Below are 25,984 nucleotides of genomic sequence, written 5' to 3'. Positions count from 1 at the left end.
AGCCGGGTCCGTTCACGCGCGTCGGATCACGCGGCCTCGCTCAGCAGCTTGTCCAGGTGGCGGCGCCCCGCGTCCAGCAGCCCGGGCAGCGGGGCGGCGTCCTCGTACCACCGCTTCTCGTACTCCCAGCACAGCCAGCCCTCCCAGTCGTGCCGGGCGAGCACGTCCACGCACTCGGCGAGCGGCAGCACCCCGGCGCCCAGCGGCAGCGGCGTGGTGTCCTCGGCGGAGGCGATGTCCTTGACCTGGAGGTAGCCCAGGTGGGGGGAGAGGGCCGCGAAGGAGTTTAACGGCTGCTCACCGCCCAGCCAGGTGTGCATCACGTCCCACACGGCACCGGCCTGCCGGTGGCCGACCAGGCCGAGGACGCGCATCGCGTCGGCGCCGGTGCGGTGCGAGTCATGGGTCTCCAGCAGGATCCGCACCCCCGCGTCGGTGGCCTCCTCGGCGGCCGTGCCCAGCCGCCGCGCGGCCGTCGCGTCGGCCTCCTCGGGGCTCAGGTCGCCGCCGCCGGGGAAGACCCGGACGTACGGGGCGCCCAGGTCGCGGGCGAGGCCCAGCAGGTCGCGCAGTTCGGCGAGGACGGGTCCGTCGTCACCGGGGGCGGCGACCCGCGTGTACCCGGCGACGCAGAGGATCTCGACGCCCGCCGCCGCGAACTCGGCTGCCACCGCGGCCCGTTCGGCGGGGGGCAGCCCTGGATGGACCGGTTCCTCGGGGTGGGCGCGGAGTTCGACACCGTGGTAGCCGTGCTCGGTCGCGAGCCGCAGTACCTCGGTGACGGGCAGACCGGGGACGCCGAGGGTGGAGAACGCCAGCTTCATGTCATCGGACCCTACCCGCCAGAACGCCCGTCACTCCGGTGTCACGTCCGGCGCTGCCGCGCGGTACACGCACACCTGGGCGCCGGTCGGCGCGGCGGCCGCGGAGACCAGCTCGAACGCCCGCAGCGCACCGTCGGCGGGGAAGATGCTCTTGCCGCCGCCGAGGATCACCGGCATCACCACCAGCCGCAGTTCGTCCACGAGGCCCGCGCTGAGCAGCGGCCTGACCAGCGAGGGGCTGCCCATGAGCAGCAGCCCGCCGTCCCCGCCCGCCGCCCGCAGCCCGCGCAGCTCCGAGAGCGCTTCCGCGCCGGGGATACGGGTGGTGTTCCACACCATGTCGGCGTCGCCGAGGGTGTCGGAGACGACGTACTTCGGCAGCGCGTTGATCCGGTCGGCGAAGGGATCACCGGCCTGCGCGGGCCACGCCTGCGCCATCACCTGCCAGGTCCGCCGCCCGTACAGCAGCGCCTCGGCCCCGCGCAGCGCCTCGTCGAAGAACCCGCCGACCACCTCCGGGTCGAAGTACGGATGCGTCCAGCCCCCGTGCGCGAACCCGCCGTCGGTGTCCTCCTTTGGCCCACCCGGCGCCTGCACGACCCCGTCGAGGCTGATGAACTCACTGATCACGATACGCACCGGGTCACTCCTGAAGGTCGTCAGAACAGCTACGCACATCAGACCGCCCACGGCTCGCAAAGTCATCGGTACGCAGACGATCTCCCGACCCGTACGCCGCATCGCACCCCGCGCCCCATCCGACGGAGGCGACACTCCAGCCCGTCCGACGACGGCGACCTTCCGGACTGCCCGGCGACGGCGACACCCAGCCCGTCCGGCGTTCGAGGACGAGGCCGCAGGCCGATGCGGGGGCCCGGGGGCGGCAGCCCCCGGACGGCGCCCGCACGGACGCCGGGTCACACCAGAAGGAGCCTCACCCCCGAGGCCGTCCGCAGGACCCCCGTACCATCAGCTCCCCCCGCACCACCGCGATCCCCCCGGGCGGCGCCTCCTCCCGCCCCATCGCGATCCGCCCGGCCCGCGCCCCCGCCTCGGCCAGCGGCAGCCGGACCGTCGTCAGCGCCGGTACCGCGTCGATGCTGAACGGCAGGTCGTCGAACCCGGCCACCGACACGTCCGCCGGGATCCGCAGCCCGGCCTCCCGCAGCGCCGCGCACGCGCCCAGCGCGACGGAGTCATTCGCGGCGACCACGGCGGTCAACGACGGGTCCCTGCGCAGGAGTTCGAGGGTGGCCTCGTAGCCGGACCGCCGGTCGTAGCGGCCGTGGACGGTCCAGCGCGGGTCCTCGGCGATGCCGTGCGCGGCGAGCGCGGCGCGGTGGCCCTCCAGCCGGTGCCGGGTGGTCGTGCGCTCCTCGGGGCCCGCGATGTAGCCGAGCCTGCGGTGGCCGAGCCCGATCAGGTGCTCGGTCAGCTCCCGTCCACCGCCCCGGTTGTCGAAGGTCAGCGCGATCGCCCCGGTGTCCGGCGCCGGGGGCCGCCCGCACAGCACCACCCGGGTCCCGGCCTCCCCGAGCCTGCGCAGCTTCGCCGCCACGGCCGCCTTGTGCGGCGCGTCCTCCACCGCCCCGCCGGTCAGCACCACGGCCGCCGCCCGCTGCCGTTGCAGCAGCGTGAGGTAGGTCAGCTCGCGCTCCGGCGAGCCGCCGGTGTTGCAGACCACCGCGAGCCGCTCGCCGCCGGCCCGGCCGCCGGGCCCGCCGATCTCCGACTGGATCGCGCCCGCCATGATCCCGAAGAACGGGTCGGCGATGTCGTTGACCAGGATGCCGACCAGGTCGGAGGTGGCGGCGGCCAGCGCGCTGGCGGGGCCGTTGAGCACGTAGTCCAGCTCGTCGACCGCCTTCAGCACCCGTTCGCGGGTGGACGCGGCGACGGGATAGTTCCCGTTCAGCACGCGCGACACCGTCGCGGGGGAGACCTGCGCGCGGGCCGCCACGTCCGCCAGGGTCACCGTCATGTCCTCGTCCTCCGCCTCGTCGTCCTGGAGCCGCGTCGCACTGAAGCCCCGTGGTCCTCGAGCCGCGTCGCACCGAAGCCCCGTCGTCCTGGAGCCGCGTCGTCCTGAAGCCGCCCGTCGAACCCCGGCCGCGGTCTTGTCCAGACCACCGTGCACAGGCTAGCTTCGTATCAGATAGAAAGCGCTTGCTATCACGCCCGTCCCGGCGATGGCGGCGCACGGACCGTGTACGAAGGGAATGACGTGACACGCAAGACGGTGCGTATCGCCATGAACGGTGTGACCGGGCGCATGGGCTACCGCCAGCACCTGGTCCGCTCCATCCTGGCCCTGCGCGAACAGGGCGGCCTCGACCTCGGCGACGGCACCGTGCTGTGGCCGGAGCCGGTCCTGGTCGGCCGCCGCGAGCACGCGCTGCGGGCGCTCGCCGACCGGCACGGCCTGGAGCACGTCTCGACCGACCTGGACGCGGTCCTCGCCGACGACGGCGTCGACGTCTACTTCGACGCGCAGGTGACCTCGGCCCGCGAGGAGGCGATCCGCAAGGCGATCGCCGCCGGCAAGCACATCTACACCGAGAAGCCCACCGCCACCGGCCTCGACGGCGCCCTCGAACTCGCCCGGCTGGCCGCGGAGAAGGGCGTCAAGCACGGCGTCGTCCAGGACAAGCTGTTCCTGCCGGGCCTGCTCAAGCTCAAGCGGCTCATCGACGGCGGCTTCTTCGGCCGGATCCTCTCCGTGCGCGGCGAGTTCGGCTACTGGGTCTTCGAGGGCGACTGGCAGGAGGCCCAGCGCCCGTCCTGGAACTACCGCGCGGAGGACGGCGGCGGCATCGTCGTCGACATGTTCCCGCACTGGGAGTACGTGCTGCACGAGCTGTTCGGCCGGGTGCGGTCGGTGCAGGCCGTCACCGCCACCCACATCCCGCAGCGCTGGGACGAGAACGGCAAGCCCTACGACGCCACCGCCGACGACGCCGCGTACGGCATCTTCGAGCTGGAGGGCGGCGCCATCGCGCAGATCAACTCCTCCTGGGCGGTGCGCGTCCACCGCGACGAGCTGGTCGAGTTCCAGGTCGACGGCACCGAGGGCTCCGCCGTCGCCGGGCTGCGCGACTGCCGCGTCCAGCACCGCAGCGCCACCCCCAAGCCGGTCTGGAACCCGGACATCCCCGCCACCGAGGTCTTCCGCGACCAGTGGCAGGAGGTCCCGGACAACGGGGAGTTCGACAACGGCTTCAAGGCCCAGTGGGAGCTGTTCCTCAAGCACGTGTACGCCGACGCCCCCTACCACTGGGACCTGCTGGCCGGCGCCCGCGGTGTGCAGTTGGCCGAGCTGGGCCTGCGCTCCTCGGCCGAGGGCCGCCGTCTCGACGTACCGGAGATCGCGCTGTGACCCTCCACCTGCCGGGCGCCGACGGCACACTGCGGGCGTACGAACCCCGCGGCGAGGCCCTCGCCCTCACCCCCGGAAGCGCTTTCACCTCGCGTACGGTCTTCTCCGCGGCGCACGTCGTCGCCGACCCGTACGCCGATGTGAGTCCCGACGCGCCGGCCGCCGTCGACTGGGACGCCACCCTCGCCTTCCGCCGCCACCTGTGGTCGCACGGCCTGGGCGTCGCCGAGGCGATGGACACCGCCCAGCGCGGCATGGGCCTGGACTGGGCGGGCGCGGCCGAGCTGATCCGCCGCTCCGCCGCCGAGGCCCGGGCCACCGGCGGCCGGATCGCCTGCGGTGTGGGCACCGACCAGCTCGCCCCCGCCGGCCCCCGCACCCTCGCGGAGATCCGCGCCGCCTACGAGGAGCAGCTCGCGGTCGTCGAGGAGGCGGGCGCCCAGGCCATCCTGATGGCCTCCCGCGCCCTGGCCGCCACGGCCCGCGGCCCCGAGGACTACCTGGAGGTCTACGGCCACCTGCTGCGCCAGGCCGCCGAGCCGGTCGTCCTGCACTGGCTCGGCCCCATGTTCGACCCGGCGCTGGAGGGCTACTGGGGCTCGTCCGACCTGGACGCGGCGACCGGCACCTTCCTGGAGGTCATCGCCGCCCACCCCGACAAGGTCGACGGCATCAAGGTCTCGCTGCTCGACGCCCGGCGCGAGGTCGAGCTGCGCCGCCGCCTCCCGCACGGCGTGCGCTGCTACACCGGCGACGACTTCCACTACCCGGAGCTGATCGCCGGGGACGAGCAGGGCTTCAGCCACGCCCTGCTCGGCATCTTCGACCCGCTGGGCCCGCTGGCCGCCGAGGCGGTCCGGGTCCTGGACACGGGGGACGTGCCGGGCTTCCGCGCCCTGCTCGACCCCACGGTGGAGCTCTCCCGCCACCTCTTCCAGGCTCCGACCCGGTTCTACAAGACGGGCGTGGTGTTCCTCGCCTGGCTGGCCGGCCACCAGCGCCACTTCACCATGGTCGGCGGCCTGCAGTCGGCCCGTTCCCTGCCCCACCTCGCCCGCGCCTACGAACTCGCCGACGGTCTGGGCCTGTTCCCCGACCCCAAGCTCGCCGAGGAGCGGATGCGGACCCTGCTCGCCCTGTACGGAGTCGACCGGTGACCGATCTCGCACGCTTCAGCATCAACCAGATGACGGTCAAGCAGCTCACCCTGCCCGACCTGGCCGCCGCCTGCCGCGACCTGGGCGTGATCAACGTGGGCCTGTGGCGCGAACCCGTCCAGGAGTACGGCGTGGCAGCGGCGGCCAAGCTGGTCCGCGACGCGGGCCTGACCGTCACCACCCTGTGCCGGGGCGGCTTCCTCACCGCCACCGACCCGGAGGCGCGGGCCGCGGCCCTGGCCGACAACCGGCGGGCGGTCGACGAGGCCGCCGCGCTCGGCACCGACACCCTGGTGCTGGTCTCCGGCGGCCTGCCCCCGGGCGAGCGGAGCCTGGCCGCCGCCCGCGAACGCATCGCCGACGCGCTCGCCGAACTCGCCCCCTACGCCGGGGAACACGGCGTCCGCCTGGCCATCGAGCCGCTGCACCCCATGTACGCGGCCGACCGCTGTGTGGTCTCCACCCTGACGCAGGCCCTGGACCTCGCCGAACGCTTCCCCGCCCACCAGGTCGGCGTCACCGTCGACACGTACCACGTCTGGTGGGACGACCGGGCGCCCGCGGAGATCGCCCGGGCGGGCGCGGGCGGCCGCATCCACACCTTCCAGCTCGCCGACTGGACCACCCCCCTGCCCGAGGGCGTCCTCAACGGCCGGGGCCAGCTCGGCGACGGCTCGATCGACCTGCGCGAGTGGCAGGGCCATGTCGAGGCGGCCGGCTACACCGGCCCGATCGAGGTCGAGCTGTTCAACGAGGCGCTGTGGTCCCGCGACGGCCGGGAGGTGCTGGCCGAGACGGCCCACCGGTTCGTGACGCACACGGCGCTGTGAGGGAGCCAAGGACATGAACCACACCGTCAGTGCCGTGCTGTAGCATATGCGGCCGTTATCCGGATACTCCGAATACCGGACGGTAGACCGGGGCGTACAGGACATCCGTTCCGCATCGGCCGGAGCGGATGCCGTAATTCCCTCTGTGGTATGCGTCACCCCGGCGGATCAGGAACGCATTTCTGAACTGGCCGAATGCCCGATTGCGCACCGAAAACAGATATCCGTTCACTCTCTCAACCCGTCGGCAGGTCTCGCATACGCCCTCCCTCGCAAGGCAAGATGGGGGCTGCGCGTACGCGCTGCACGTGCATTCCCGCCCTTTCGGCGGGCTCACGGGAGCGCCGCGGGCAGAGTGAGAGCCCCATCTCCGAGGCTGGCCAGCTACCGAGATGAGGCTCTCCGACAGCACCAGAACGGGCTGGGCCCCGGCCCTCGGGCCGGGGCTCTTCCCTCAGTGGCTCAGCAGCTCCCGCAGGATCTTGTAGATCCCGGCGAGCGGCCCGAGCCAGCGGACCTTGTTGTAGAACCGGTCCGCTTTGGTGTTCCGGTGCCCTTCTGGCTCTGCAGCCATCAGGCCGTTCCCCTTTCTGGTCCACGTTCGTGAACCTCGCGAGGGAGCCCACGAGGCGCGGCCGGGCCGGGGAGCGGTGATAGCGCCATACAGTACCGGTCACCAGCGACAACCACGGCGAGTCCGGCCCACTCCTGAGGGTGATCACCTCCCCACCGGAAGGGCACGCCGTGCCGGGCCGGTTGACCCGGATGCCACGGTTGTGGCGATCAAGGCGACTGCCAGTGCCGTTGCATATGCGTCTGACGTGACGGGGTGCCAGTTCCGGGACCGGAAGTCGCGTATCTCACACCCGCAAGATGACGGAACCTCCGTCAAAATCCGTACTTCCGTCAGCAATGATCGCCGCACGGCCCCCTCCGGTCGGGCGGACCGGCCACGTTGGGCCACCGACCGGTCGACGCCGCTCAGCAAGCGCTCAGTTTGCGAAGGGAACGAGAGCACGACCGGGCACCGAAAAAAACCCGGGCACCCGTGCAACCCTTCCCCCACCCGACGGGTCGTACTTGGCATCAGGACACCCCGGGGGGATCTCGGGGGGGATCACGGGTGTCCTGGCAGGAGGGGAAACCCGAGGGGGCCCGGTCGGCGACCGGGCCCCCTCGAATCATGACGGGCCCGGCACGACCGGCCGCCGGAAGAACACGGCGCCAGAAGAACACGGGGCTAGAAGAACACCCCGCACCGCAGCAGCACATTGGCGTACGGCCGGGCCTCCCCGGTCCGCACCACCAGGCGGGCGCCCGCCGACAGGTGCTTCAGGCGCTCGTGCGGGACCAGGTCCAGGGCGGGGAAGTGCCCGTCGAGCAGGGCCGCCGCCGCCGGGTTCGCCGTCCGTACCTCCTCGGCGGCCGTCGCGCCCTCCACGACCAGCTCCGCCAGCAGCCCGTCGACGACCTCCGCGAACGACGGCACCCCGGCCCGGAACGCCAGGTCCACCACGCGCGGGCCGGCCGGGATCGGCATCCCCGCGTCGCACACCAGCACCCCGTCGCCGTGGCCCAGTTCGGCGAGGGCACCGGCGAGGTGGCGGTTGAGTATCCCGGCCTTCTTCACAGGGCCTCGACCTCCGCCGCCGTCGGATACGAGGCTTGCGCCCCCGCCTTCGTGACCGCCGCCGCGCCGACCCGGGCCGCGTACGCCGCCGCCTCCGCCAGGGACTCGCCGGTGCCAAGGCGCCAGGCCAGCGCGGCGGTGAACGCGTCGCCCGCGCCCGTGGTGTCGACCGGGTCGACCCGGACCGCCGGAATCCGCCGGGCCCCGTCCGCCGACGCCACCAGCGCGCCCTCGGCGCCCAGGGTGATCACCACCGAGCGGGGACCCTTGGCGAGCAGGATGCGGGCCCAGTCCTCGGGGGTGTCACCCACGCGCGAGGTCCCGAGGATCACCTTCGCCTCGTGCTCGTTGACGATCAGCGGGTCGCAGGCGTCCAGCACCTCGCGGGGCAGCGCCCGCGGCGGGGACGGGTTGAGGACGAAGCGGCTGCCCGGCGCCAGGCTGCGCACCACCTCCACGACCGTCTCCAGCGGGATCTCCAACTGCGTGGACACCACCCGGGAGGCGTGGAAGAGGCTGGCCGCGGCCCGGATGTCACCGGGGGTCAGCCGCCCATTGGCGCCCGGCGAGACGACGATGCTGTTGTCGCCGGACGGGTCCACGGTGATCAGCGCCACCCCGGTGGGCACCTCGCCCACCAGGACGCCCACCGTGTCGACGCCGGCCGTCCGCTGCGAGTCCAGCAGCAGCTTGCCGTGGTCGTCGTCGCCGACCCGGGCCAGCAGCGCCGTACGGGCGCCGAGCCGGGCGGCGGCGACCGCCTGGTTGGCGCCCTTGCCGCCGGGGTGGACGGCCAGGTCGGAGCCGAGCACCGTCTCCCCGGCCGCCGGGCGCCGCTCGACGCCGATCACCAGGTCGGCGTTGGCCGACCCCACGATCAGCAGGTCGTAGTCGTACATGGGTTGTCTCCCCGCTCGAAATCACGGGGGCGGGCGGTCGCGCCGACCGCCCGCCCGGGTGCTGTGTGTCAGCCGTCGAAGCCGGCCACGTTCTGCCGGGTGACGACCTTCACCGGGACCTTCACCGTCTCCTCGACCCGCTTCCCCTCGGCCGCCCGCAGCGCGTTGTCCACGGCGATCCTGCCCAGTTCCGTCGGCTGCTGCGCCACCGACGCGTACAACGTGCCGTCCTGGACGGCCTTCAGCCCGTCCGGCGTGCCGTCGAAGCCGACGACCTGCACGGACTTCCCGGCCTTGGCACCCAGCGCCTTGATCGCGCCGAGCGCCATCTCGTCGTTCTCCGCGAAGACGCCGCTGATGCCGGGATGAGCCTGGAGCAGGTTGGTCATCACGTCCAGGCCCTTGGTGCGGTCGAAGTCCGCGGGCTGCTTGGCGACCACCTTGATCCCCGGGTACTTCTTCAGCCCGGCGGCGAAGCCCGCCCCGCGCTCCCGGCTGGCGGAGGTGCCCGCCTGCCCCTGGAGGATCACGATGGTGCCCTTGCCGCCCAGCTTCTCGGCGAGCGCCTTCGCGCCCAGCTCACCGCCCTCGACGTTGTCGGAGGCGACCAGCGCGGCCGTGTCCGCCTTGTTGACGCCGCGGTCCACGGCGACGACCGGGATGCCGGCCTTGTTCGCCGAGCGCACCGAGGGGCCGGCCGCGTCGGAGTCGACCGGGTTGACCACGACCGCCGACAGGCCCTCGCTGGTGAAGTTCTGCACCTGGTTGGCCTGCTGCGAGGCGTCGTTCTGCGCGTCCGTGACGGTCAGGTCGACGCCCAGCTTCCGTGCCTCTTCCTGCGCGCCGGCCCGGATCTGTACGAAGAAGGGGTTGTTCAGCGTCGACAGCGACAGGCCGATCTTCTGCCTGGTGCCCGCCTCGGCGCCGCCGTGCAGCAGCGAGGTCGCGCCGGCCACCGCGACGGCGACCACGGCCGCGATCACGTAGGTGACCGCCTGCCTGCCCCTGCCGCCGCCGGAGGAGGCGCCGGCCGGTGCCGGGGCCGCCCCCGCCTTGCGGCGCACGGTGTCCAGCAGCACCGCCAGGGCTATGACGACACCGATGACGACCTGCTGCCAGAACGCCGACACCGACAGCAGGTTGAGGCCGTTGCGCAGCACCGCCAGGATCAGCGCGCCGATCAGCGTCCCCGACGCCTTGCCGGTGCCGCCCGCCAGCGACGCCCCGCCGATGACGACCGCCGCGATGGCGTCCAGCTCGTACCCCTGCGCGGCCTGCGGCTGCGCGGAGGAGAGCCGGGCGGCGAGCACGATGCCCGCGGCGGCGGCGAACAGCCCGGAGAACGCGTAGATCGCCAGCTTCTGCCGCTTCACCCGCAGCCCCGACAGTCGCGCGGCCTCCTCGTTGCCGCCGATCGCGTACATCGACCGGCCGATGTACGTCCGCCCCAGCACCAGGGCCGTCACCAGCCCCAGCACGATCATCACCAGCACCGGCGCGGGCAGCCAGCCGCCCAGCGTGTCCCCGAGGTGCGAGACCGAGTCGGGGAACGGGATCGGCGACCCCTGCGAGATCACCAGCGACAGACCGCGCCCCACCGACAGCATGGCCAGCGTCGCGATGAACGGCGGCAGCTTCCCGTACGACACGAGGAAGCCGTTGACCAGGCCGCAGGCGGCACCGGTCAGCACCGCCAGCAGCACGGCCACCGGCACCGGCACCCCGGCCTGGGAGGCGGTCCACGCCAGCACGGTCGCCGACAGCGCGGCCACCGAACCGACCGACAGGTCGATGCCGGCCGAGACGATCACGAAGGTGACGCCGAACGCCAGGATCGCGGTCACCGCCGCCTGCACGCCGACGTTGAGCAGGTTGTCCGTGGTCAGGAAGTCCCCGGACAGCGCCGACATGGCGATGACGAGGACGATCAGCGCGGTCAGCGCGCCGTTGTCGAGCAGCAGGCGGCGCAGCCCGCCCGGGGCGCCCGGCTTGCTCTTGAGGGTGTCAGTGGCCACCGGGGGCCTCCGTTCCGTTGCTGTGGTTCGTGGTGCCGACGGCGAGCGCCATCACGGCGTCCTGGGTGGCCTCGGCGGCGGTGAGTTCGCCGGCGATCCGGCCCTGCGCCATCACCAGCACCCGGTCGCTCATGCCGAGCACCTCGGGCAGATCGCTGGAGATCATCAGGACGGCGGCGCCCTGCGCGGTCAGCTCGTTGACGAGCTGGTAGATCTCGACCTTGGCACCGACGTCGATGCCCCGGGTCGGCTCGTCGAGGATCAGCACCTTGGTGTCGGCCAGCAGCCACTTGCCGATGACGACCTTCTGCTGGTTGCCGCCGGACAGGGTGCGCACCTGCTGGCCGAGGCCCGCCATGCGCACGCCGAGCTGCCCGGCGATCCGGGCGGCCGACTCGCGCTGCGCCCGGAGGTCGACCAGGCCCGCGCGGGAGGCCGACCGGAGGGTGACCAGCCCGAGGTTCTCCTCGACGGAGGCGTCCAGCACCAGCCCCTGGCCCTTGCGGTCCTCGGGCACCAGGCCGATCCCGGCCGCCATCGCGGCGTTCACGTCGTGCCGGCGCAGCGGTGTGCCGCCGACCCGCACGCTGCCGGTGTCGTAGGGGTCGGCGCCGAACACGGCCCGGACCACCTCGGTCCGCCCGGCCCCCACCAGCCCCGCGATGCCGACCACCTCGCCGGCCCGCACCTCGAAGCTCACGTCGTGGAAGACCCCGTCCCGGGTCAGCCCCTCCACCGTGAGCAACGGCGCACCGGCCGCCGCCCGTTCGCGCGGGTACTGCTGCTCGATCGACCGCCCCACCATGAGCCGTACCAGCTCGTCCTCGGGCGTGGCGGCGGGCACCTGCCCGACACTGGCCCCGTCCCGGATCACCGTGACCCGGTCCCCGAGCGCGGCGATCTCCTCCAGGTGATGGGTGATGAACACGATCCCGACGCCGTCCTCGCGCAGCCTGCGCACGATGGCGAAGAGCTTCTCCACCTCCTCCGAGGTGAGCACGGCGGTCGGCTCGTCCATGATCAGCACCCGGGCGTCCAGGCTCAGCGCCTTGGCGATCTCCACCATCTGCAGCCGCGCGATGCCCAGTTCCCGCACCCGGGTGCGCGGCGACACCTCGACCCCGACCCGCTCCAGGAGCACGGCCGCGGCGGCGTCCATGGCCTTGCGGTCGATCATCCCGAACCGCCGGGGCTGCCGCCCGAGGAAGATGTTCTCGGCCACGGTCAGGTCCGGGACCAGGTTGAACTCCTGGTAGATGGTGGCGATCCCGAGCCGCTCGGCGTCCTGCGCCCCGTGGATGCGGACCTCCTCGCCACCGACGAGGATCCGGCCCGCGTCGGGCGTGTGGGCGCCGGACAGCATCTTGATCAGGGTGCTCTTGCCCGCGCCGTTCTCACCGAGCAGCACATGCACCTCGCCCCGGCGCAGATCGAAATCCACGCCGTCGAGCGCGACCACGCCGGGGAACACCTTGCGGACGCCCTCGATGCGCAGCAACTCGTCCGGGTCGCTCACGACGTACTCCTTCGTACGGAAGAGGCAGGGGAGGCAGAGGAGGCGGGGCCGGGCGCCCCGCAGGAGCGCCGCACCACCAGCCGGGCGGGCAGCGCCACCGACTCCGGCCGCCGCCCCTCGATCCGGTCGATCAGCGCCCGTACCGCGGCCCGCCCCAGCTCACCCGTGGGCTGGGCGATGGCGGTGACCGGCGGATCGGTGTGCACGAACCACGGGATGTCGTCGAACGCGGCCAGCGCGATGTCCTCCGGCACCCGCAGCCCCCGCGCCCGTACGGCGTCCAGGGCGCCCAGCGCCATCAGGTTGTCGGCGGCGAAGACCACCTCGGGCGGCTCGGGCAGATCGAGGAACCCCTCGGTGACCCGCCGTCCGCTGTCCGCCTGGAAGTCGCCCTGCCCGATGTAGGGGTCGGGCAGCGGCAGCCCGAACTCGCCGAGCGCCGCGCGGAAGGCGTCCACCCGCTCCCGGCCGGTCGTGGTCGCCGCGGGCCCCGCGATGATCGCCAGCCTGCGGTGGCCGAGCCCGTGCAGATGCGCGACGAGATCCCGTACCGCCTCCCGCCCGTCCGACCGCACCACCGGCACGTCGACGCCGGGTATCCACCGGTCCACGAACACCATCGGCGTGCCGCCCCGCGCGGCCTCGATCATGCGGGGGGAGCCGCCGTCGGTGGGCGACACCAGCAGTCCGTCGATACGCCGGTCCAGCAGCGTCGTCACATGGTGGTCCTGCAACTCGGGCCGCTCGTCGGCGTTTCCGATGATCACGCTGTACCCGAGCGCGCGGGCCTCTTCCTCCACGGACCGCGCCAGCTCGGTGAAGTACGGGTTCAGCACATCGCTGATGACCAGGCCGAGGGTGCGGGTCTGGTCGGTGCGCAACGACCGCGCGACGGCGTTCGGCCGGTACCCCAGCGCCGCGACGGCGGCCAGCACCCGGGTCCGCGCCTGAGCGCTGACCGACGGATGCCCGTTGAGCACACGCGACACGGTGGCCACGGACACCCCGGCCTCGGCGGCAACGTCCTTGATGCTCGCCATCGTCGTTCCACCTCCTCGTGGAATCGATTACACGAGGGATTGGAATCGATTACACGCCCTCAGGGCAAGAGGCGGGGGGTGTGACTCGGGCCACTGTGCGAGGGGGGAGCCCCGGCGGGCTCCCCCCTGCCGTCACTCGCAGAAGGCGGTGTCCACGGCGTCGACGACCGCCTTCGCCGCCTGGTCGGCGTCGTTGCCGAAGGTGCCGGGCAGCGCGGTCACCGCCAGTCCGACGGAGCGGCCGTCGTCGGTGGCGCCGCCGCGCGTCTCGTAGCCGTCGATGTCTCCGCCGTGCCCCCAGTAGGCGCCGCCGCAGCTCAGCGGGACACGGAACAGGCCGAGTCCGTAACGCCACCCGGGGAACACCGGGGCGTCGACCGTCTTGCGCATCTCGGCGAGCTGCTCGGCGGGCAGCAGCTTGCCGCCGAGCAGCGCGCGGGTGAACCGCGCGATGTCGCTCGGCGTCGAGATGAGCTGACCGGCCGCGCCGCCCCAGGACGGGTCCATGACGGTCGCGTCGATCACCTTGCCGGACTCCGTGTCGGCGACCGCGTAGCCGTGCGGGTGCGGCTCCCGGATGGTCTGGTCCCCGGCCGCCGGCCAGTACGTGTGGCGCAGGCCCGCCTTGCTGATGACCCGTCGGTCGATCTCCTCCTGGACCGGGCGTCCGGTCACCCGCTCGATGAGCAGGCCCGCCAGCAGGTAGTTGGTGTTGCTGTACTCCCACTGGGTGCCGGGCGCGAACTCGGCGCGGTGCGCCAGCGCCGCGGCCAGCAGGTCGTGCGGCTGGAAGAACCGGTGCTGGACTTCGGCGAAGTCCTCCAGGCCGATGTACGCGGTGTAGTTGGGCAGCCCGCTGGTGTGCTGCAGGAGTTGACGGACCGTTATGTCGTGACCGTCGATGCCCGGCCCGCGGACCAGGCCGGGCAGGTACCTCTCGATCGGCGCGTCCAGCTCGACCTTGCCCTCGGCCACGAGTTGCAGGACCACGACCGCGGTGAAGGTCTTGGTGTTGCTGCCCGCCCGCACCTGGCCGTCCCGGGGCACCGGAACCCGCCGGTCCAGTCGCGCGGACCCGGCGACGGCGGAGGTCCCGCGGCCGTCCTCGCCGACCCAGGCGAGCGCGGCCGGGAACTTCTCGTCCCGCACCAGCGAGTCGAGGCTCTCCTGCACCGCCGGGCGCGGACGCGCCTCCGCCCGCCCCGGCGGGTCCGCGACCGCCGCGTCGGTCAGGGCGGCGCTCATCAGCCCGGCCACCGCCACGGCCAGCAGTCCCTTGTGCCACTTCGAGGTCGTGTTCCGCTGCATCGGTGCTCCCTCAGCTCGCTGCGATCGATGAGGAAGACGATTCCGAATCCGGGCGCGCGCGTCGGTAGCGCCGTCTGCCGAACCCGGGGTACAGCCTGCACCACCGTGCCCCGGCCCGCTGTCGTACCCGCCCGGTACCGTCGGATCATGCCCAACCAGTCCGCAGGCGCCGCCCCCGGGGAACGAAGGCTCGCTGTCGTCGAAGGAGTCCTGGAGCGGATCACCTACGCCAACGAGGAGAACGGCTACACGGTCGCCCGGGTCGACACCGGCCGGGGCGCCGGTGACCTGCTCACCGTCGTCGGCGCGCTGCTCGGCGCGCAGGTGGGGGAGTCGCTGCGGATGGAGGGCCGGTGGGGCTCTCACCCGCAGTACGGCAAGCAGTTCACGGTGGAGAACTACACCACCGTGCTGCCCGCCACCGTCCAGGGCATCCGGCGCTACCTCGGCTCCGGCCTGGTCAAGGGCATCGGGCCGGTCTTCGCCGACCGGATCACCCAGCACTTCGGCACCGACACCCTGCGGATCATCGAGGAGGAGCCGAAGCGGCTGATCGAGGTCCCGGGCCTGGGCCCGAAGCGGACGAAGAAGATCGCCGAGGCGTGGGAGGAGCAGAAGGCGATCAAGGAGGTCATGCTCTTCCTCCAGACCGTCGAGGTGTCGACGTCGATCGCGGTGCGGATCTACAAGAAGTACGGCGACGCGTCGATCTCGGTGGTGAAGAACCAGCCCTACCGGCTCGCCGCCGATGTCTGGGGCATCGGCTTCCTCACCGCCGACAAGATCGCCCAGTCGGTCGGCATCCCGCATGACAGCCCGGACCGGGTGAAGGCCGGGCTCCAGTACGCGCTGAGCCAGGCCACCGACCAGGGGCACTGCTATCTCCCCGAGGAGAAGCTGATCGCGGACGCGGTGAAGCTGCTCCAGGTCGACACCGGCCTGGTCATCGAGTGCCTGGGCGAGCTGGCGGCGGAGCCGGCACAGGGCGAGGACCCGGGGGTGGTCCGGGAGAAGGTGCCCGACCCTCAGGGCGGCGACCCGGTCACCGCCGTCTACCTCGTCCCGTTCCACCGCGCCGAGCTCTCCCTGTCCGCGCAGCTTCTGAAGCTGCTGCGCACCGACCAGGACCGGATGCCGGCGTTCCGGGAGGTGGCCTGGGACAAGGCGCTGCGCTGGCTGAGGGGGCGCACCGGCACCGACCTCGCGCCCGAGCAGGAGGCGGCGGTGAAGCTGGCGCTGACCGAGAAGGTGGCGGTGCTGACCGGCGGTCCGGGCTGCGGCAAGTCGTTCACCGTGCGGTCGATCGTGGAGCTGGCCCGGGCCAAGAAGGCCAAGGTGGTGCTGGCCGCGCCAACCGGCCGGGCCGCCAAGCGGCTGGCCGAGCTGACCGGCGCGGAGGCGTCCACCGTGCACCGGCTGCTGGAGCTGAAGCCGGGCGGCGACGCGGCCTACGACCGGGACCGGCCGCTCGACGCCGACCTGGTGGTGGTGGACGAGGCGTCGATGCTGGACCTGCTGCTGGCCAACAAGCTGGTCAAGGCCGTACCGCCGGGGGCGCACCTGCTGTTCGTGGGCGATGTCGACCAGTTGCCCAGCGTCGGCGCGGGGGAGGTGCTCCGGGACCTGCTCGCCGGGGGCGGTCCCGTCCCGGCGGTGCGGCTGACCCGGGTGTTCCGGCAGGCCCAGCAGTCCGGCGTGGTCACCAACGCGCACCGGATCAACGCCGGACAGCACCCCGTCACCGACGGCATGAAGGACTTCTTCCTCTTCGTCGAGGACGACACCGAGGAGGCCGGCCGGCTCACCGTGGACGTGGCGGCACGCCGCATCCCCGCCAGGTTCGGCCTGGACCCCCGCCGTGACGTGCAGGTCCTGGCGCCGATGCACCGCGGCCCGGCCGGCGCCGGCACCCTCAACGGACTGCTTCAGCAGGCCATCACCCCGGGCCGCCCGGACACCCCCGAGAAGCGCTTCGGCGGCCGGGTCTTCCGCGTCGGCGACAAGGTCACCCAGATCCGCAACAATTACGAGAAGGGGGAGAACGGTGTCTTCAACGGCACCGTGGGCGTGGTCACCTCGCTCGACCCGGTGGACCAGCGCCTGACGGTGCTGACCGACGAGGACGAGGAGGTTCCGTACGAGTTCGACGAACTGGACGAGCTGGCCCACGCCTACGCGGTCACCATCCACCGCTCCCAGGGCAGCGAGTACCCGGCGGTGGTCATCCCCGTGACCACGGGCGCGTGGATGATGCTCCAGCGCAACCTGCTCTACACGGCGGTCACCCGGGCGAAGAAGCTGGTCGTCCTCGTCGGTTCGCGCAAGGCGATCGGACAGGCGGTGCGCACCGTCTCGGCCGGCCGGCGCTGCACGGCCCTCGACTTCCGGCTGGCCCGCCCCTGACCGGGAGCACGGGGGTCACCCCCTGTGAAAAAAATGATCGATCAAACGAGTCGCAAAGGTCACAGAGCACTTCCCGAAGGGGAACAGAGGGGGCAGTATGAGCAAGTTGGCGGCACTGAGTGCCGCCGATAGGCCCGATGGTCGACCCCGAGTGCACTCTCCTGAGCCAAGTGGGGGATGGTAGAGACAGTCAGGGCACCTCGAAGATGAGGCACTACGTCGGTGAGGGAAGACGTGAGCGACAACTCTGTAGTACTGCGGTACGGCGACGGCGAGTACACCTACCCGGTGATCGACAGCACCGTCGGTGACAAGGGCTTCGACATCGGGAAGCTCCGCGCCCAGACCGGTCTGGTGACACTGGACAGCGGTTACGGCAACACCGCCGCCTACAAATCCGCCATTACGTACCTGGACGGCGAGGCGGGCATCCTCCGGTACCGCGGCTACCCGATCGAGCAGCTCGCCGAGCGCTCCACCTTCCTGGAGGTCGCGTACCTGCTCATCAACGGCGAGCTGCCGACCGTCGACCAGCTCACCTCGTTCCAGAACGACATCACGCGGCACACCCTGCTGCACGAGGACGTCAAGAACTTCTACCGGGGCTTCCCGCGCGACGCGCACCCGATGGCCATGCTGTCGTCGGTGGTCTCGGCGCTGTCCACGTTCTACCAGGACAGCCACAACCCGTTCGACGAGCAGCAGCGCAACCTCTCCACGATCCGGCTGCTCGCCAAGCTGCCGACGATCGCGGCGTACGCGTACAAGAAGTCGGTCGGCCACCCGTTCGTCTACCCGCGCAACGACCTCGGCTATGTCGAGAACTTCCTGCGGATGACGTTCTCCGTGCCGGCGCAGGAGTACGAGCTGGACCCGATCGTGGTCTCCGCGCTGGACAAGCTGCTGATCCTGCACGCGGACCACGAGCAGAACTGTTCGACCTCCACCGTCCGCCTGGTCGGCTCCTCGCAGGCGAACATGTTCGCCTCGATCTCGGCCGGCATCAACGCGCTGTGGGGCCCGCTGCACGGCGGCGCCAACCAGTCGGTGCTGGAGATGCTGGAGGGCATCCGGGACGCGGGCGGCGACGTCGACTCCTTCATCCGCAAGGTGAAGAACAAGGAGGACGGCGTCCGCCTGATGGGCTTCGGCCACCGGGTCTACAAGAACTTCGACCCCCGCGCCAAGATCATCAAGGCCGCCGCGCACGATGTGCTCTCCGCCCTCGGCAAGTCCGACGAGCTGCTGGACATCGCGCTGAAGCTGGAGGAGCACGCGCTCTCCGACGACTACTTCGTCTCGCGCAGCCTCTACCCGAACGTCGACTTCTACACCGGTCTGATCTACCGGGCCATGGGCTTCCCGACCGAGATGTTCACGGTCCTGTTCGCCCTCGGCCGGCTGCCGGGCTGGATCGCCCAGTGGCACGAGATGATCAAGGAGCCGGGGTCCCGCATCGGCCGCCCGCGCCAGATCTACACCGGCGTGGTCGAGCGCGACTTCGTCCCCGTCGAGGAGCGCTGAGCCGCCGTCTCCGTACCGGCCCCGGGTCCGATCCGTCGGGCGCGGGGCCGCGTGCTGTCTCCGGGAAGGCGGACCAGGAGGCCGACGGGCGGTCGCCGGCGAGCCCGTAAGCGAGCCGAAAGTCACCCGGAAGAAGGTACGACGAAAGGCGCCCCGGTGCCGGTCCCCCCACGGGCCGACGACCAGGGCGCCTTCCCATGTCCCGGTGCGGATTCCCCCCACGGGATCCGGGCCGGGCGCTTGTGAGGACAGCGCCTGAATCGCTGTGTCGTGCACCTGCGCGGTCTGCCGGGACAGCGCACGCTCGGGAGGGCCGCTCAAAGCTCCCCGGTGTACGTGTCCCGGCAACGCACCTCTGGAGAAGTCCCCCAAGACATCTCCAGATGTCAGGCAGCGCCCCCCAAGACGCTCCCCGACATCGCCAACTTAGACCTTCGAACCCCTTCGATGGTTACGTTCGGATCACTGTGATCTGCGTCTCTTGCATATGTCCGGTAAATACGCAAGAAGCCCATACGTCGAACGCGTCCCAGCGTAAGGAAGATGCGCGAGCCTTGTGAAGAGCTTATGTGAGGTGGGTTCCGGACTCCAGGGGTACCTCAGTGAAATGTCCGCAGCCGCAGGCTGTTGGTGACCACGAAGACCGAGGAGAAGGCCATCGCCGCCCCCGCGATCATCGGGTTGAGCAGCCCGGCGGCGGCCAGCGGCAGCGCCGCCACGTTGTAGCCGAAGGCCCAGACCAAGTTCCCCTTGATGGTGGCGAGGGTGCGCCGGGAGAGGCGGATGGCGTCCGCGGCCACCCGCAGATCGCCCCGGACCAGCGTCAGATCGCTCGCCTCGATCGCCGCGTCCGTGCCGGTGCCCATCGCCAGGCCCAGGTCGGCGGTGGCCAGCGCCGCCGCGTCGTTGACGCCGTCCCCGACCATGGCGACCGTACGGCCCTCGGCGCGCAGCCCCTTCACCACCTCGGCCTTCTCCTCGGGCAGCACCTCGGCGACGACGTCCTGCGGCGCGATGCCGACCTCCCGGGCGACGGACTCGGCGACCCGCCGGTTGTCGCCGGTCAGCAGGACGGGCCGCAGGCCCAGGCGGCGCAGCGCGGCCACCGCCTCGGCGCTGGTCTCCTTCACCGCGTCGGCGACGGCGACCATGCCGCGCACCTCGCCGTCCCAGCCGACCGGGACGGCCGTGCGCCCGGCCTCCTCGGCGGCCCGGACGGCCCCGGCGACCTCCTCGGGCACCTGGTCGAACAGGCGGCGGCCCACGGCGACCTCACGGCCCTCCACCCGGGCGCGTACGCCCCTTCCCGGCACGTTGGTGAAGTCCTCGGCGGACGGCAGCGCACCGATGCGCTCCCCGGCGCCCGCCGCGACCGCGCGCGCCACCGGGTGCTCGGAGGCGTGTTCGACCGCGCCGGCCAGCCGCAGCACCTCCCGTTCGTCGGTGCCCTCGGCGGCGTACACCTCCACCAGGGTCATCCGGCCGGTGGTGACGGTGCCGGTCTTGTCCAGGACGACGGTGTCCACCCGCCTGGTGGACTCCAGCACCTCGGGGCCCTTGATGAGGATGCCGAGCTGGGCGCCGCGCCCGGTGCCGACCAGCAGCGCGGTCGGCGTGGCCAGGCCCAGGGCGCACGGGCAGGCGATGATCAGCACCGCGACGGCGGCGGTGAACGCGGCGACCGTGTCACCGGTCGCGCCCAGCCAGCCGCCGAAGGTGCCCACCGCGATCAGCAGCACCACCGGGACGAAGATCCCGGCGACCCGGTCGGCCAGCCGCTGCACCTCGGCCTTGCCGCTCTGCGCCTCCTCGACCAGGCGGGCCATCCGCGCCAGTCGGGTGTCGGCGCCGACCCGGGTGGCCTCGACCACCAGCTTGCCCCCGGCGTTGACCGTGGCGCCGGTGACGGCGTCGCCGACCGCGACGTCCACCGGGACCGACTCGCCGGTCAGCAGGGCGGTGTCCACGGCCGAGGCGCCCTCGACCACCGTGCCGTCGGTGGCGATCTTCTCGCCGGGGCGGACCACGAACCGGTCGCCGACGGCGAGCCGGCCGGCCGGTATCCGGACCTCGCGCCCGTCGCGCAGCACGGCGACGTCCTTGGCGCCCAGATCCAGCAGGGCCCGCAGGGCGGCACCGGCGCGGCGCTTGGAGCGGGCCTCCAGGAAGCGGCCGAGCAGGAGGAAGACGGTGACCCCGGCGGCCACCTCCAGGTAGATCGTGGACGTGCCGTCCGCGCGGGAGACGGTCCAGGCGAAGGGGTGCCGCATCCCGGGCATCCCCGCGTCGCCGAGGAACAGCGCCCACAGCGACCAGCCGAACGCCGCGAGGGTGCCGAGCGAGACCAGCGTGTCCATGGTGGCCGCGCCGTGCCGCAGGTTGGTCCAGGCGGCGCGGTGGAAGGGCAGCCCGCCCCAGACGACGACGGGCGCCGCGAGGGTGAGCGACAGCCACTGCCAGTTGTCGAACTGGGCGGCCGGGACCATGGCGAGCAGCACGACGGGCAGGGCGAGCAGCGCCGACACGGTGAGCCGCCGCCGCAGCGCGGACAGCTCCGGGTCGGTGTCCGCGGCCGGGGCGTCCGCGCCCGGGGTGTCCTGGACGGCGGGCTCCGGCGGCGGGGGCTCCTCGGCCGTGTACCCGGTCTTCACCACGGTGGCGATCAGGTCGGCGACCTCGGTCCCGGCGGGGTAGACGACCCGGGCCTTCTCGGTCGCGTAGTTCACCGTGGCGGTCACGCCGTCCATGCGGTTGAGCTTCTTCTCGACCCGGGCCGCGCAGGAGGCGCAGGTCATCCCGCCGATGCGCAGCTCGACCTCCGACCGGCCGGGACCGGGACCGGGGCCGGCGGGCGCCGGGGCCGACGGGGTGCGGGCGGTGGTGGTGGTCATGTCCGGCTCCAGACGGCGGACCGGACCGTGCGGCGGCGGTCCGGTCGGCGGAAGACTTCCTGGGGGGTACGGGGCCGCCCGTACGGACGGGCGGACGGCTGCGGGCCGGTCCCCGTTCGGGGGCACGACCGCCCCGTACGGCTACGGGACGCGGCCGGCCGGTCTCAGACCCGGCCGACCAGTTCGAAGCCCGCCTCGTCCACCGCGGCGCGCACCGCTGCCTCCTCCAGCGGGGCGTCGGAGACGACGGTGACCTCGCCGGTGGAGGCGACGGCCTTCACCGAGGTGACGCCGGGCAGCTCGCCGAGCTCGCCGGAGACGGCGCCCTCGCAGTGTCCGCAGCTCATTCCGCTCACCTTGTAGACGGTGGTGACGGAACCCTGGGTGTCGGTGTGGGCGGTCATGTCTACTCCTCGTCGGGGCGTGTGGGTGGGGTACCCGTGACCCGCGGGGGGTCACCTCTCTCCCACCATACCCCTAGGGGGTAACGCGACCGCGCATCCCGGCCGCCCCGCCCCGGAGAACGTCCCGCCTACCGCCGCCTGTTCCCGGGCCGGGACGCCGCCCAGGCCCGGACGGTGTCGGCGTACCAGTAGGGCTTGCCGCTCTCCATGTGGTCGGGCGGCGGCAGCAGGCCGTGTTTGCGGTAGGAGCGGACGGTGTCCGGCTGGACCCCGATGTGGGCCGCGATGTCCTTGTAGGACCAGAGCCTGCGGTCGGTCATGGGTCGCACCTCCCCGCGCGCGCCGCGGCGGCGACCGGGACGGCCGCCCAGGGGGAGCCGGGCGCTGCGCTGGCGGTCATCAAGCCTGTGTCCGGCGCGCGGCGGAGCGGGAAGGCGGGGACGGGCCGTACGCGACTGTGACGCGGCGGCGATCCGGCCGCGACACCCGTGACAGACCTGAGGCATTCCGCGGCGCGGCGGCGAAGACCAGACATGGCCCTGTCGTCCGAATGTCCGGACAAAGCATTGACAGTCGTCCGGTGCCGGGCTAGAAAGCGGGGGAGTCGACGCGAAAGGGCCGCCATGCCCCACGACCGGCGGCCCGCCGCGCACCGATCGCCTCCGGCGCGGGAGACCGCTTCGCCCTGGCAGGAGCGAAGGGCGAGCGCCGACTCCCCGCCCGCCACGGCCCCGCGCCGGAGGTCATGTGTCTACGGGCGGGCCCGAACCGCAGACACTCTGTCGAGCGCGCGGCGGCCTCCCGCCTGATGGGATGGACGCGCGGCACCTCGCGACCCGACGCCGCCATCTGTGAAGGAGTTCTCGGCCATGACGCACCTCGTCACCCACTGGATCGGCGGCAAGTCCGTCGAAGGCGCCTCCGGCATCCACGGGCCGGTGACCGACCCGGCGACCGGCGCGGTCACCACCCGGGTCGCCTTCGCCTCGGCCGAGGAGGTGGACGCCGCGGTCGCCGCCGCGAAGGAGGCGTACGCGACTTGGGGCCGGTCCTCGCTGGCCCGGCGTACGGAGATCCTCTTCCGGTTCCGGGCGCTGCTGGACGCCCACCGCGACGACCTCGCCGCCCTGATCACCGCCGAGCACGGCAAGGTGCACTCCGACGCGCTCGGCGAGGTCGCCCGGGGCCTGGAGATCGTCGACCTGGCCTGCGGGATCACCGTGCAGTTGAAGGGCGAGCTGTCCACCGAGGTGGCGAGCCGGGTGGACGTGGCCGCGATCCGGCAGCCGCTGGGCGTCGTCGCCGGCATCACGCCGTTCAACTTCCCGGCGATGGTGCCGATGTGGATGTTCCCGCTCGCCATCGCCTGCGGCAACACCTTCGTGCTCAAGCCCAGCGAGAAGGACCCCTCCGCCGCCAACCGGCTCGCCGAACTGCTCGCCGAGGCCGGTCTGCCCGACGGCGTGTTCAACGTCGTGCACGGTGACAGGACGGCCGTCGACCGCCTCCTGGAGCACCCGGACGTCAAGGCCGTCTCCTTCGTCGGCTCCACGCCCATCGCCCGCCACATCCACGCCACCGCCTCCGCCCACGGCAAGCGCGTGCAGGCCCTGGGCGGCGCCAAGAACCACATGCTGGTGCTGCCCGACGCCGACCTCGACGCGGCGGCCGACGCGGCCGTCAGCGCCGCCTACGGCTCGGCGGGCGAGCGCTGCATGGCGATCTCCGCGGTCGTCGCCGTCGGCGGCGTCGGCGACGAACTGGTCCGCAGGATCCGCGAGCGCGCCGAGAAGATCACCATCGGCCCCGGCGACGACCCGGCCAGTGAGATGGGCCCGCTGATCACCAAGGCCCACCGCGACAAGGTGGCGTCCTACGTGGCGAACGCGGCGGCCGAGGGCTGCGAGGTCGTCCTCGACGGCACCGGGTACACCGTCGAGGGGTACGAGGACGGCCACTGGATCGGCATCTCCCTGCTCGACAAGGTGCCGGTCACGGCGAAGGCGTACCAGGACGAGATCTTCGGCCCGGTGCTGTGCGTCCTGCGGGCCGCCACCTACGAGGAGGGCCTGGCCCTGATCAACGCCTCCCCGTTCGGCAACGGCACCGCGATCTTCACCCGGGACGGCGGCGCCGCCCGCCGCTTCCAACTGGAGGTCGAGGCCGGCATGGTCGGCGTCAACGTCCCGATCCCGGTCCCGGTCGGCTACCACTCCTTCGGCGGCTGGAAGGACTCCCTCTTCGGCGACCACCACGTCTACGGCAACGACGGCACGCACTTCTACACCCGCGGCAAGGTCGTCACCACCCGCTGGCCCGACCCCGCCGACACCCCGTCCGGCGTCGACCTGGGCTTCCCCCGCAACCACTGACCCGACCCACCCCCGCCGCCCCGCCCCCGCTCCCGGAGGCGGGGCGGCGCCTTTGTCACGGACGTAAATTTTTCACCGCCCCCCTGCGGTTCCCGCACCCCCCAACACCCGGTAATTCCCGCCGCGAAGTGCCGTATCCGAGCCAGAACCCCGTCACCGGCAACGGATTCCGCAGGAAAACACCCATTGACGTGCTGGTTTCGTCAAGGTTCTCTCATACGCCGGGAGCGACCCAGAACCACGTACGACCCAGCCGCCGGAGGCGATAGCGCTCCCGTCCCCCTTCTTCCTCACGCACGAGTCGATCGGAAGCGCTCCATGACCGACACGCTCCGCCCCGCCGGAACCACCGCCGCCGCGCCCCCGGACCACCCCGGCCCCCGGACGCTGAAGCGCTCCATCGGAGTCGTCGGCGCGACGCTGCTGACCCTCTCGTGCGTGACCCCCGCCTCGACCCTGTTCGTGGTCGTCCCCGACCTGTTCGGCTCGCTGGGCACCGCCACCGCCCTCACCATCGCCATCGGCTCGCTGCTCTGTATCGCCGTGGCGTTCTGCTACGCGGAGCTGGGCACCCTGGTGCCCAGCGCGGGCGGCGAGTACGCCATGGTGTCGACGATGGCCGGACGGCTGGCGGGCTGGCTGGTCTTCGTGCTCTCCCTGCTGGTCGTGGTGATCGTGCCGCCGGTGATCGCCATGGGCACCGCCGACTACCTCGCCCCGGTCGTGCACCTCGACCCCGCCACGGCCGGCGCCGGCGTCATGCTGCTCGCCACCCTGGCCGGCCTGCTCGACCTGCGCGCCAACGCCTGGATCACCGGCGTCTTCCTGGTCCTCGAGGTCATCGCGGCGGCCCTGGTCGCGGTGCTCGGCTTCGCCCACGGCGAGCGCGGCCCCGGCAGCCTCGTCTCGATGCAGGTGGCCGGCGCCGACGGCCACGCGGACGCGGTGACCGGCATGCTGGTCGTCTCCGGCCTCGCCATCGCCCTCTTCGTCACCCAGGGCTTCTCCACCGCCGTTTACCTCTCCGAGGAACTGGAGCACCCGCGCCGCAACGTCGCCCGCACGGTGCTGGCCACCCTCGCCGTCTCCACCGCGATCATCCTGGTCCCGGTCGTCGCCATCACCCTGGGCGCCGCCGACCTGACCGAGCTGACCGGCGGCGACATCGGCGCCATGGTCACCGCCTGGTCCAACTCCGCCACCGGCACCTTCGTCAGCCTCTGCGTGGCCCTCGCCATCGTCAACGCGGGCATCGTCATGGTCATCCAGAACTCCCGGGTGCTGTTCGCCTCCGCCCGCGACAAGGCGTGGCCCGAGCCGGTCAACCGGCTCTTCGCCCGGCTCGGCCGCTTCGGCTCCCCCTGGGTCGCCACCCTCGCGGTCGGCGTCCCCGGCGCGGCCCTCTGCTTCGTCAACCTCGACACCCTGTACGGCGTCACCGGCGTCTCGGTGACCGGCATGTACCTCCTGGTCGCCGTCGCCGCCCTGCTCGCCCGCCGCACCCCCCACCGCCACACCCCGGCCTGGCGCATGCCCCTGTGGCCGGCCCTCCCCGTCCTGCTGATCATCGTCCTCACCTACATCCTGACCCAGCAGGAGACGGCGTACCTCCTGTGGACGGGCGGCATAGCGGCAGCGGCGACCTTGTACTGGGCCTGCTACCTCCGCCCCCACCGCGACACCCGCTGGCTGGTCTCGATCCCCGAGGACACGGACACGCCCCGTCTTTAGGGGCGCGGGGCTGTGTCGATGTGCGGCTCCGCCGCGTGGGCGCGACAAGCCACTACGAACCCGC

The 25,984-nt window shown here is 72.4% G+C and carries 19 protein-coding genes and 1 pseudogene; 8 read left to right on the top strand and 12 right to left on the bottom strand.

The window, feature by feature from the left end:
* Positions 1-26: 26 nt before the first annotated feature.
* The 3 genes from IE316_RS03010 to IE316_RS03000 form a co-directional block, all read right to left on the bottom strand.
* Positions 27-824: a sugar phosphate isomerase/epimerase family protein gene (locus IE316_RS03010; protein WP_190202494.1), complete on the bottom strand. Its 798-nt coding sequence runs from the start codon at positions 822-824 to the stop codon at positions 27-29.
* Positions 825-854: 30 nt separating this feature from the next.
* Positions 855-1,463: a dihydrofolate reductase family protein gene (locus IE316_RS03005; protein ID WP_190202493.1), complete on the bottom strand. Its 609-nt coding sequence runs from the start codon at positions 1,461-1,463 to the stop codon at positions 855-857.
* 295 nt (positions 1,464-1,758) lie between these two features.
* The gene (locus IE316_RS03000) at positions 1,759-2,805 is read right to left on the bottom strand and encodes a LacI family DNA-binding transcriptional regulator (protein ID WP_190202492.1); all 1,047 of its coding nucleotides are present in this window, start codon (positions 2,803-2,805) and stop codon (positions 1,759-1,761) included.
* A 243-nt stretch (positions 2,806-3,048) separates the two neighbouring features.
* On the opposite strand from IE316_RS03000, the gene IE316_RS02995 reads away from it, so the two are divergent.
* The 3 genes from IE316_RS02995 to IE316_RS02985 are packed head-to-tail and all read left to right on the top strand — an operon-like array spanning position 3,049 to position 6,187.
* Positions 3,049-4,200: a Gfo/Idh/MocA family protein gene (locus IE316_RS02995; RefSeq protein ID WP_190202491.1), complete on the top strand. Its 1,152-nt coding sequence runs from the start codon at positions 3,049-3,051 to the stop codon at positions 4,198-4,200.
* Positions 4,197-5,357: a dihydrodipicolinate synthase family protein gene (locus IE316_RS02990; protein ID WP_190202490.1), complete on the top strand. Its 1,161-nt coding sequence runs from the start codon at positions 4,197-4,199 to the stop codon at positions 5,355-5,357. The genes IE316_RS02995 and IE316_RS02990 overlap by 4 nt, the downstream gene beginning before the upstream one ends.
* Complete coding sequence (locus IE316_RS02985) at positions 5,354-6,187, top strand: sugar phosphate isomerase/epimerase family protein (protein ID WP_190202489.1); 834 nt, start codon at positions 5,354-5,356, stop codon at positions 6,185-6,187. Before IE316_RS02990 ends, IE316_RS02985 begins: the two co-directional genes overlap by 4 nt.
* Positions 6,188-7,427: 1,240 nt before the next feature.
* Here the strand turns inward: IE316_RS02985 and rbsD are convergent.
* From rbsD to IE316_RS02955, 6 genes are all read right to left on the bottom strand, one after another.
* Entirely contained in the window at positions 7,428-7,817 is a 390-nt protein-coding gene (gene rbsD, locus IE316_RS02980) for a D-ribose pyranase (protein ID WP_190202488.1), read from the bottom strand.
* Entirely contained in the window at positions 7,814-8,716 is a 903-nt protein-coding gene (locus tag IE316_RS02975; protein WP_190202487.1) for a ribokinase, read from the bottom strand. Before IE316_RS02975 ends, rbsD begins: the two co-directional genes overlap by 4 nt.
* Positions 8,717-8,784: 68 nt before the next feature.
* A complete protein-coding gene (locus IE316_RS02970) occupies positions 8,785-10,731 on the bottom strand; it encodes an ABC transporter permease/substrate-binding protein (protein ID WP_190202486.1) in 1,947 nt (648 codons plus the stop codon).
* Positions 10,721-12,247 carry a sugar ABC transporter ATP-binding protein gene (locus IE316_RS02965; RefSeq protein WP_190202485.1) on the bottom strand — a complete coding sequence of 509 codons (1,527 nt, stop codon included), beginning with the start codon at positions 12,245-12,247 and terminating at the stop codon, positions 10,721-10,723. The genes IE316_RS02970 and IE316_RS02965 overlap by 11 nt, the downstream gene beginning before the upstream one ends.
* Entirely contained in the window at positions 12,244-13,287 is a 1,044-nt protein-coding gene (locus IE316_RS02960; RefSeq protein ID WP_190202484.1) for a LacI family DNA-binding transcriptional regulator, read from the bottom strand. The genes IE316_RS02965 and IE316_RS02960 overlap by 4 nt, the downstream gene beginning before the upstream one ends.
* Before the next feature lie 132 nt (positions 13,288-13,419).
* Positions 13,420-14,595 (bottom strand): serine hydrolase domain-containing protein, encoded by a 1,176-nt coding sequence (locus tag IE316_RS02955; RefSeq protein WP_190202483.1) that lies wholly within the window; start codon positions 14,593-14,595, stop codon positions 13,420-13,422.
* A gap of 147 nt (positions 14,596-14,742) precedes the next feature.
* Here IE316_RS02955 and recD2 point away from each other — a divergent pair, with 147 nt between their 5' ends.
* Together recD2 and IE316_RS02945 are read left to right on the top strand one after the other, a co-directional pair.
* Entirely contained in the window at positions 14,743-16,998 is a 2,256-nt protein-coding gene (gene recD2, locus IE316_RS02950) for an SF1B family DNA helicase RecD2 (RefSeq protein WP_190202482.1), read from the top strand.
* 234 nt (positions 16,999-17,232) lie between these two features.
* Entirely contained in the window at positions 17,233-18,522 is a 1,290-nt protein-coding gene (locus IE316_RS02945) for a citrate synthase (protein WP_190202481.1), read from the top strand.
* A gap of 599 nt (positions 18,523-19,121) precedes the next feature.
* Here the strand turns inward: IE316_RS02945 and IE316_RS02940 are convergent.
* The 3 genes from IE316_RS02940 to IE316_RS02930 form a co-directional block, all read right to left on the bottom strand.
* Complete coding sequence (locus IE316_RS02940; RefSeq protein WP_190202480.1) at positions 19,122-21,413, bottom strand: heavy metal translocating P-type ATPase; 2,292 nt, start codon at positions 21,411-21,413, stop codon at positions 19,122-19,124.
* 164 nt (positions 21,414-21,577) lie between these two features.
* A complete protein-coding gene (locus IE316_RS02935; protein ID WP_190202479.1) occupies positions 21,578-21,817 on the bottom strand; it encodes a heavy-metal-associated domain-containing protein in 240 nt (79 codons plus the stop codon).
* A gap of 128 nt (positions 21,818-21,945) precedes the next feature.
* Positions 21,946-22,137 (bottom strand): helix-turn-helix transcriptional regulator, encoded by a 192-nt coding sequence (locus tag IE316_RS02930; RefSeq protein ID WP_190202478.1) that lies wholly within the window; start codon positions 22,135-22,137, stop codon positions 21,946-21,948.
* A 302-nt stretch (positions 22,138-22,439) separates the two neighbouring features.
* On the opposite strand from IE316_RS02930, the pseudogene IE316_RS36370 reads away from it, so the two are divergent.
* The 3 genes and pseudogenes from IE316_RS36370 to IE316_RS02920 form a co-directional block, all read left to right on the top strand.
* Positions 22,440-22,562, top strand: a pseudogene (locus IE316_RS36370) (5-deoxy-glucuronate isomerase); the annotation flags it as partial.
* Positions 22,563-22,686: 124 nt separating this feature from the next.
* Positions 22,687-24,189: a CoA-acylating methylmalonate-semialdehyde dehydrogenase gene (gene mmsA, locus IE316_RS02925; RefSeq protein WP_190202477.1), complete on the top strand. Its 1,503-nt coding sequence runs from the start codon at positions 22,687-22,689 to the stop codon at positions 24,187-24,189.
* A 318-nt stretch (positions 24,190-24,507) separates the two neighbouring features.
* The gene (locus IE316_RS02920) at positions 24,508-25,920 is read left to right on the top strand and encodes an APC family permease (protein ID WP_190202476.1); all 1,413 of its coding nucleotides are present in this window, start codon (positions 24,508-24,510) and stop codon (positions 25,918-25,920) included.
* Positions 25,921-25,984 lie beyond the last annotated feature (64 nt).

Source organism: Streptomyces fumanus (assembly GCF_014655295.1).
GTDB classification, from domain to species: Bacteria; Actinomycetota; Actinomycetes; order Streptomycetales; family Streptomycetaceae; genus Streptomyces; species Streptomyces fumanus.
The sequence above is the reverse complement of the archived record's forward strand: the minus strand, read 5'-3'. Positions and strand labels throughout refer to the sequence as shown.

Excerpts from the sequence above, each read along its gene's own strand:
- IE316_RS03010 (WP_190202494.1), bottom strand. The coding sequence starts at position 824 with ATGAAGCTGGCGTTCTCCACCCTCGGCGTCCCCGGTCTGCCCGTCACC.
- IE316_RS03000 (WP_190202492.1), bottom strand. The coding sequence starts at position 2,805 with ATGACGGTGACCCTGGCGGACGTGGCGGCCCGCGCGCAGGTCTCCCCC.
- IE316_RS02975 (WP_190202487.1), bottom strand. The coding sequence starts at position 8,716 with ATGTACGACTACGACCTGCTGATCGTGGGGTCGGCCAACGCCGACCTG.
- IE316_RS02960 (WP_190202484.1), bottom strand. The coding sequence starts at position 13,287 with ATGGCGAGCATCAAGGACGTTGCCGCCGAGGCCGGGGTGTCCGTGGCC.
- IE316_RS02955 (WP_190202483.1), bottom strand. The coding sequence starts at position 14,595 with ATGCAGCGGAACACGACCTCGAAGTGGCACAAGGGACTGCTGGCCGTG.
- recD2 (WP_190202482.1), top strand. The coding sequence starts at position 14,743 with ATGCCCAACCAGTCCGCAGGCGCCGCCCCCGGGGAACGAAGGCTCGCT.
- IE316_RS02940 (WP_190202480.1), bottom strand. The coding sequence starts at position 21,413 with ATGACCACCACCACCGCCCGCACCCCGTCGGCCCCGGCGCCCGCCGGC.
- IE316_RS02935 (WP_190202479.1), bottom strand. The coding sequence starts at position 21,817 with ATGACCGCCCACACCGACACCCAGGGTTCCGTCACCACCGTCTACAAG.
- IE316_RS02930 (WP_190202478.1), bottom strand. The coding sequence starts at position 22,137 with ATGACCGACCGCAGGCTCTGGTCCTACAAGGACATCGCGGCCCACATC.
- mmsA (WP_190202477.1), top strand. The coding sequence starts at position 22,687 with ATGACGCACCTCGTCACCCACTGGATCGGCGGCAAGTCCGTCGAAGGC.
- IE316_RS02920 (WP_190202476.1), top strand. The coding sequence starts at position 24,508 with ATGACCGACACGCTCCGCCCCGCCGGAACCACCGCCGCCGCGCCCCCG.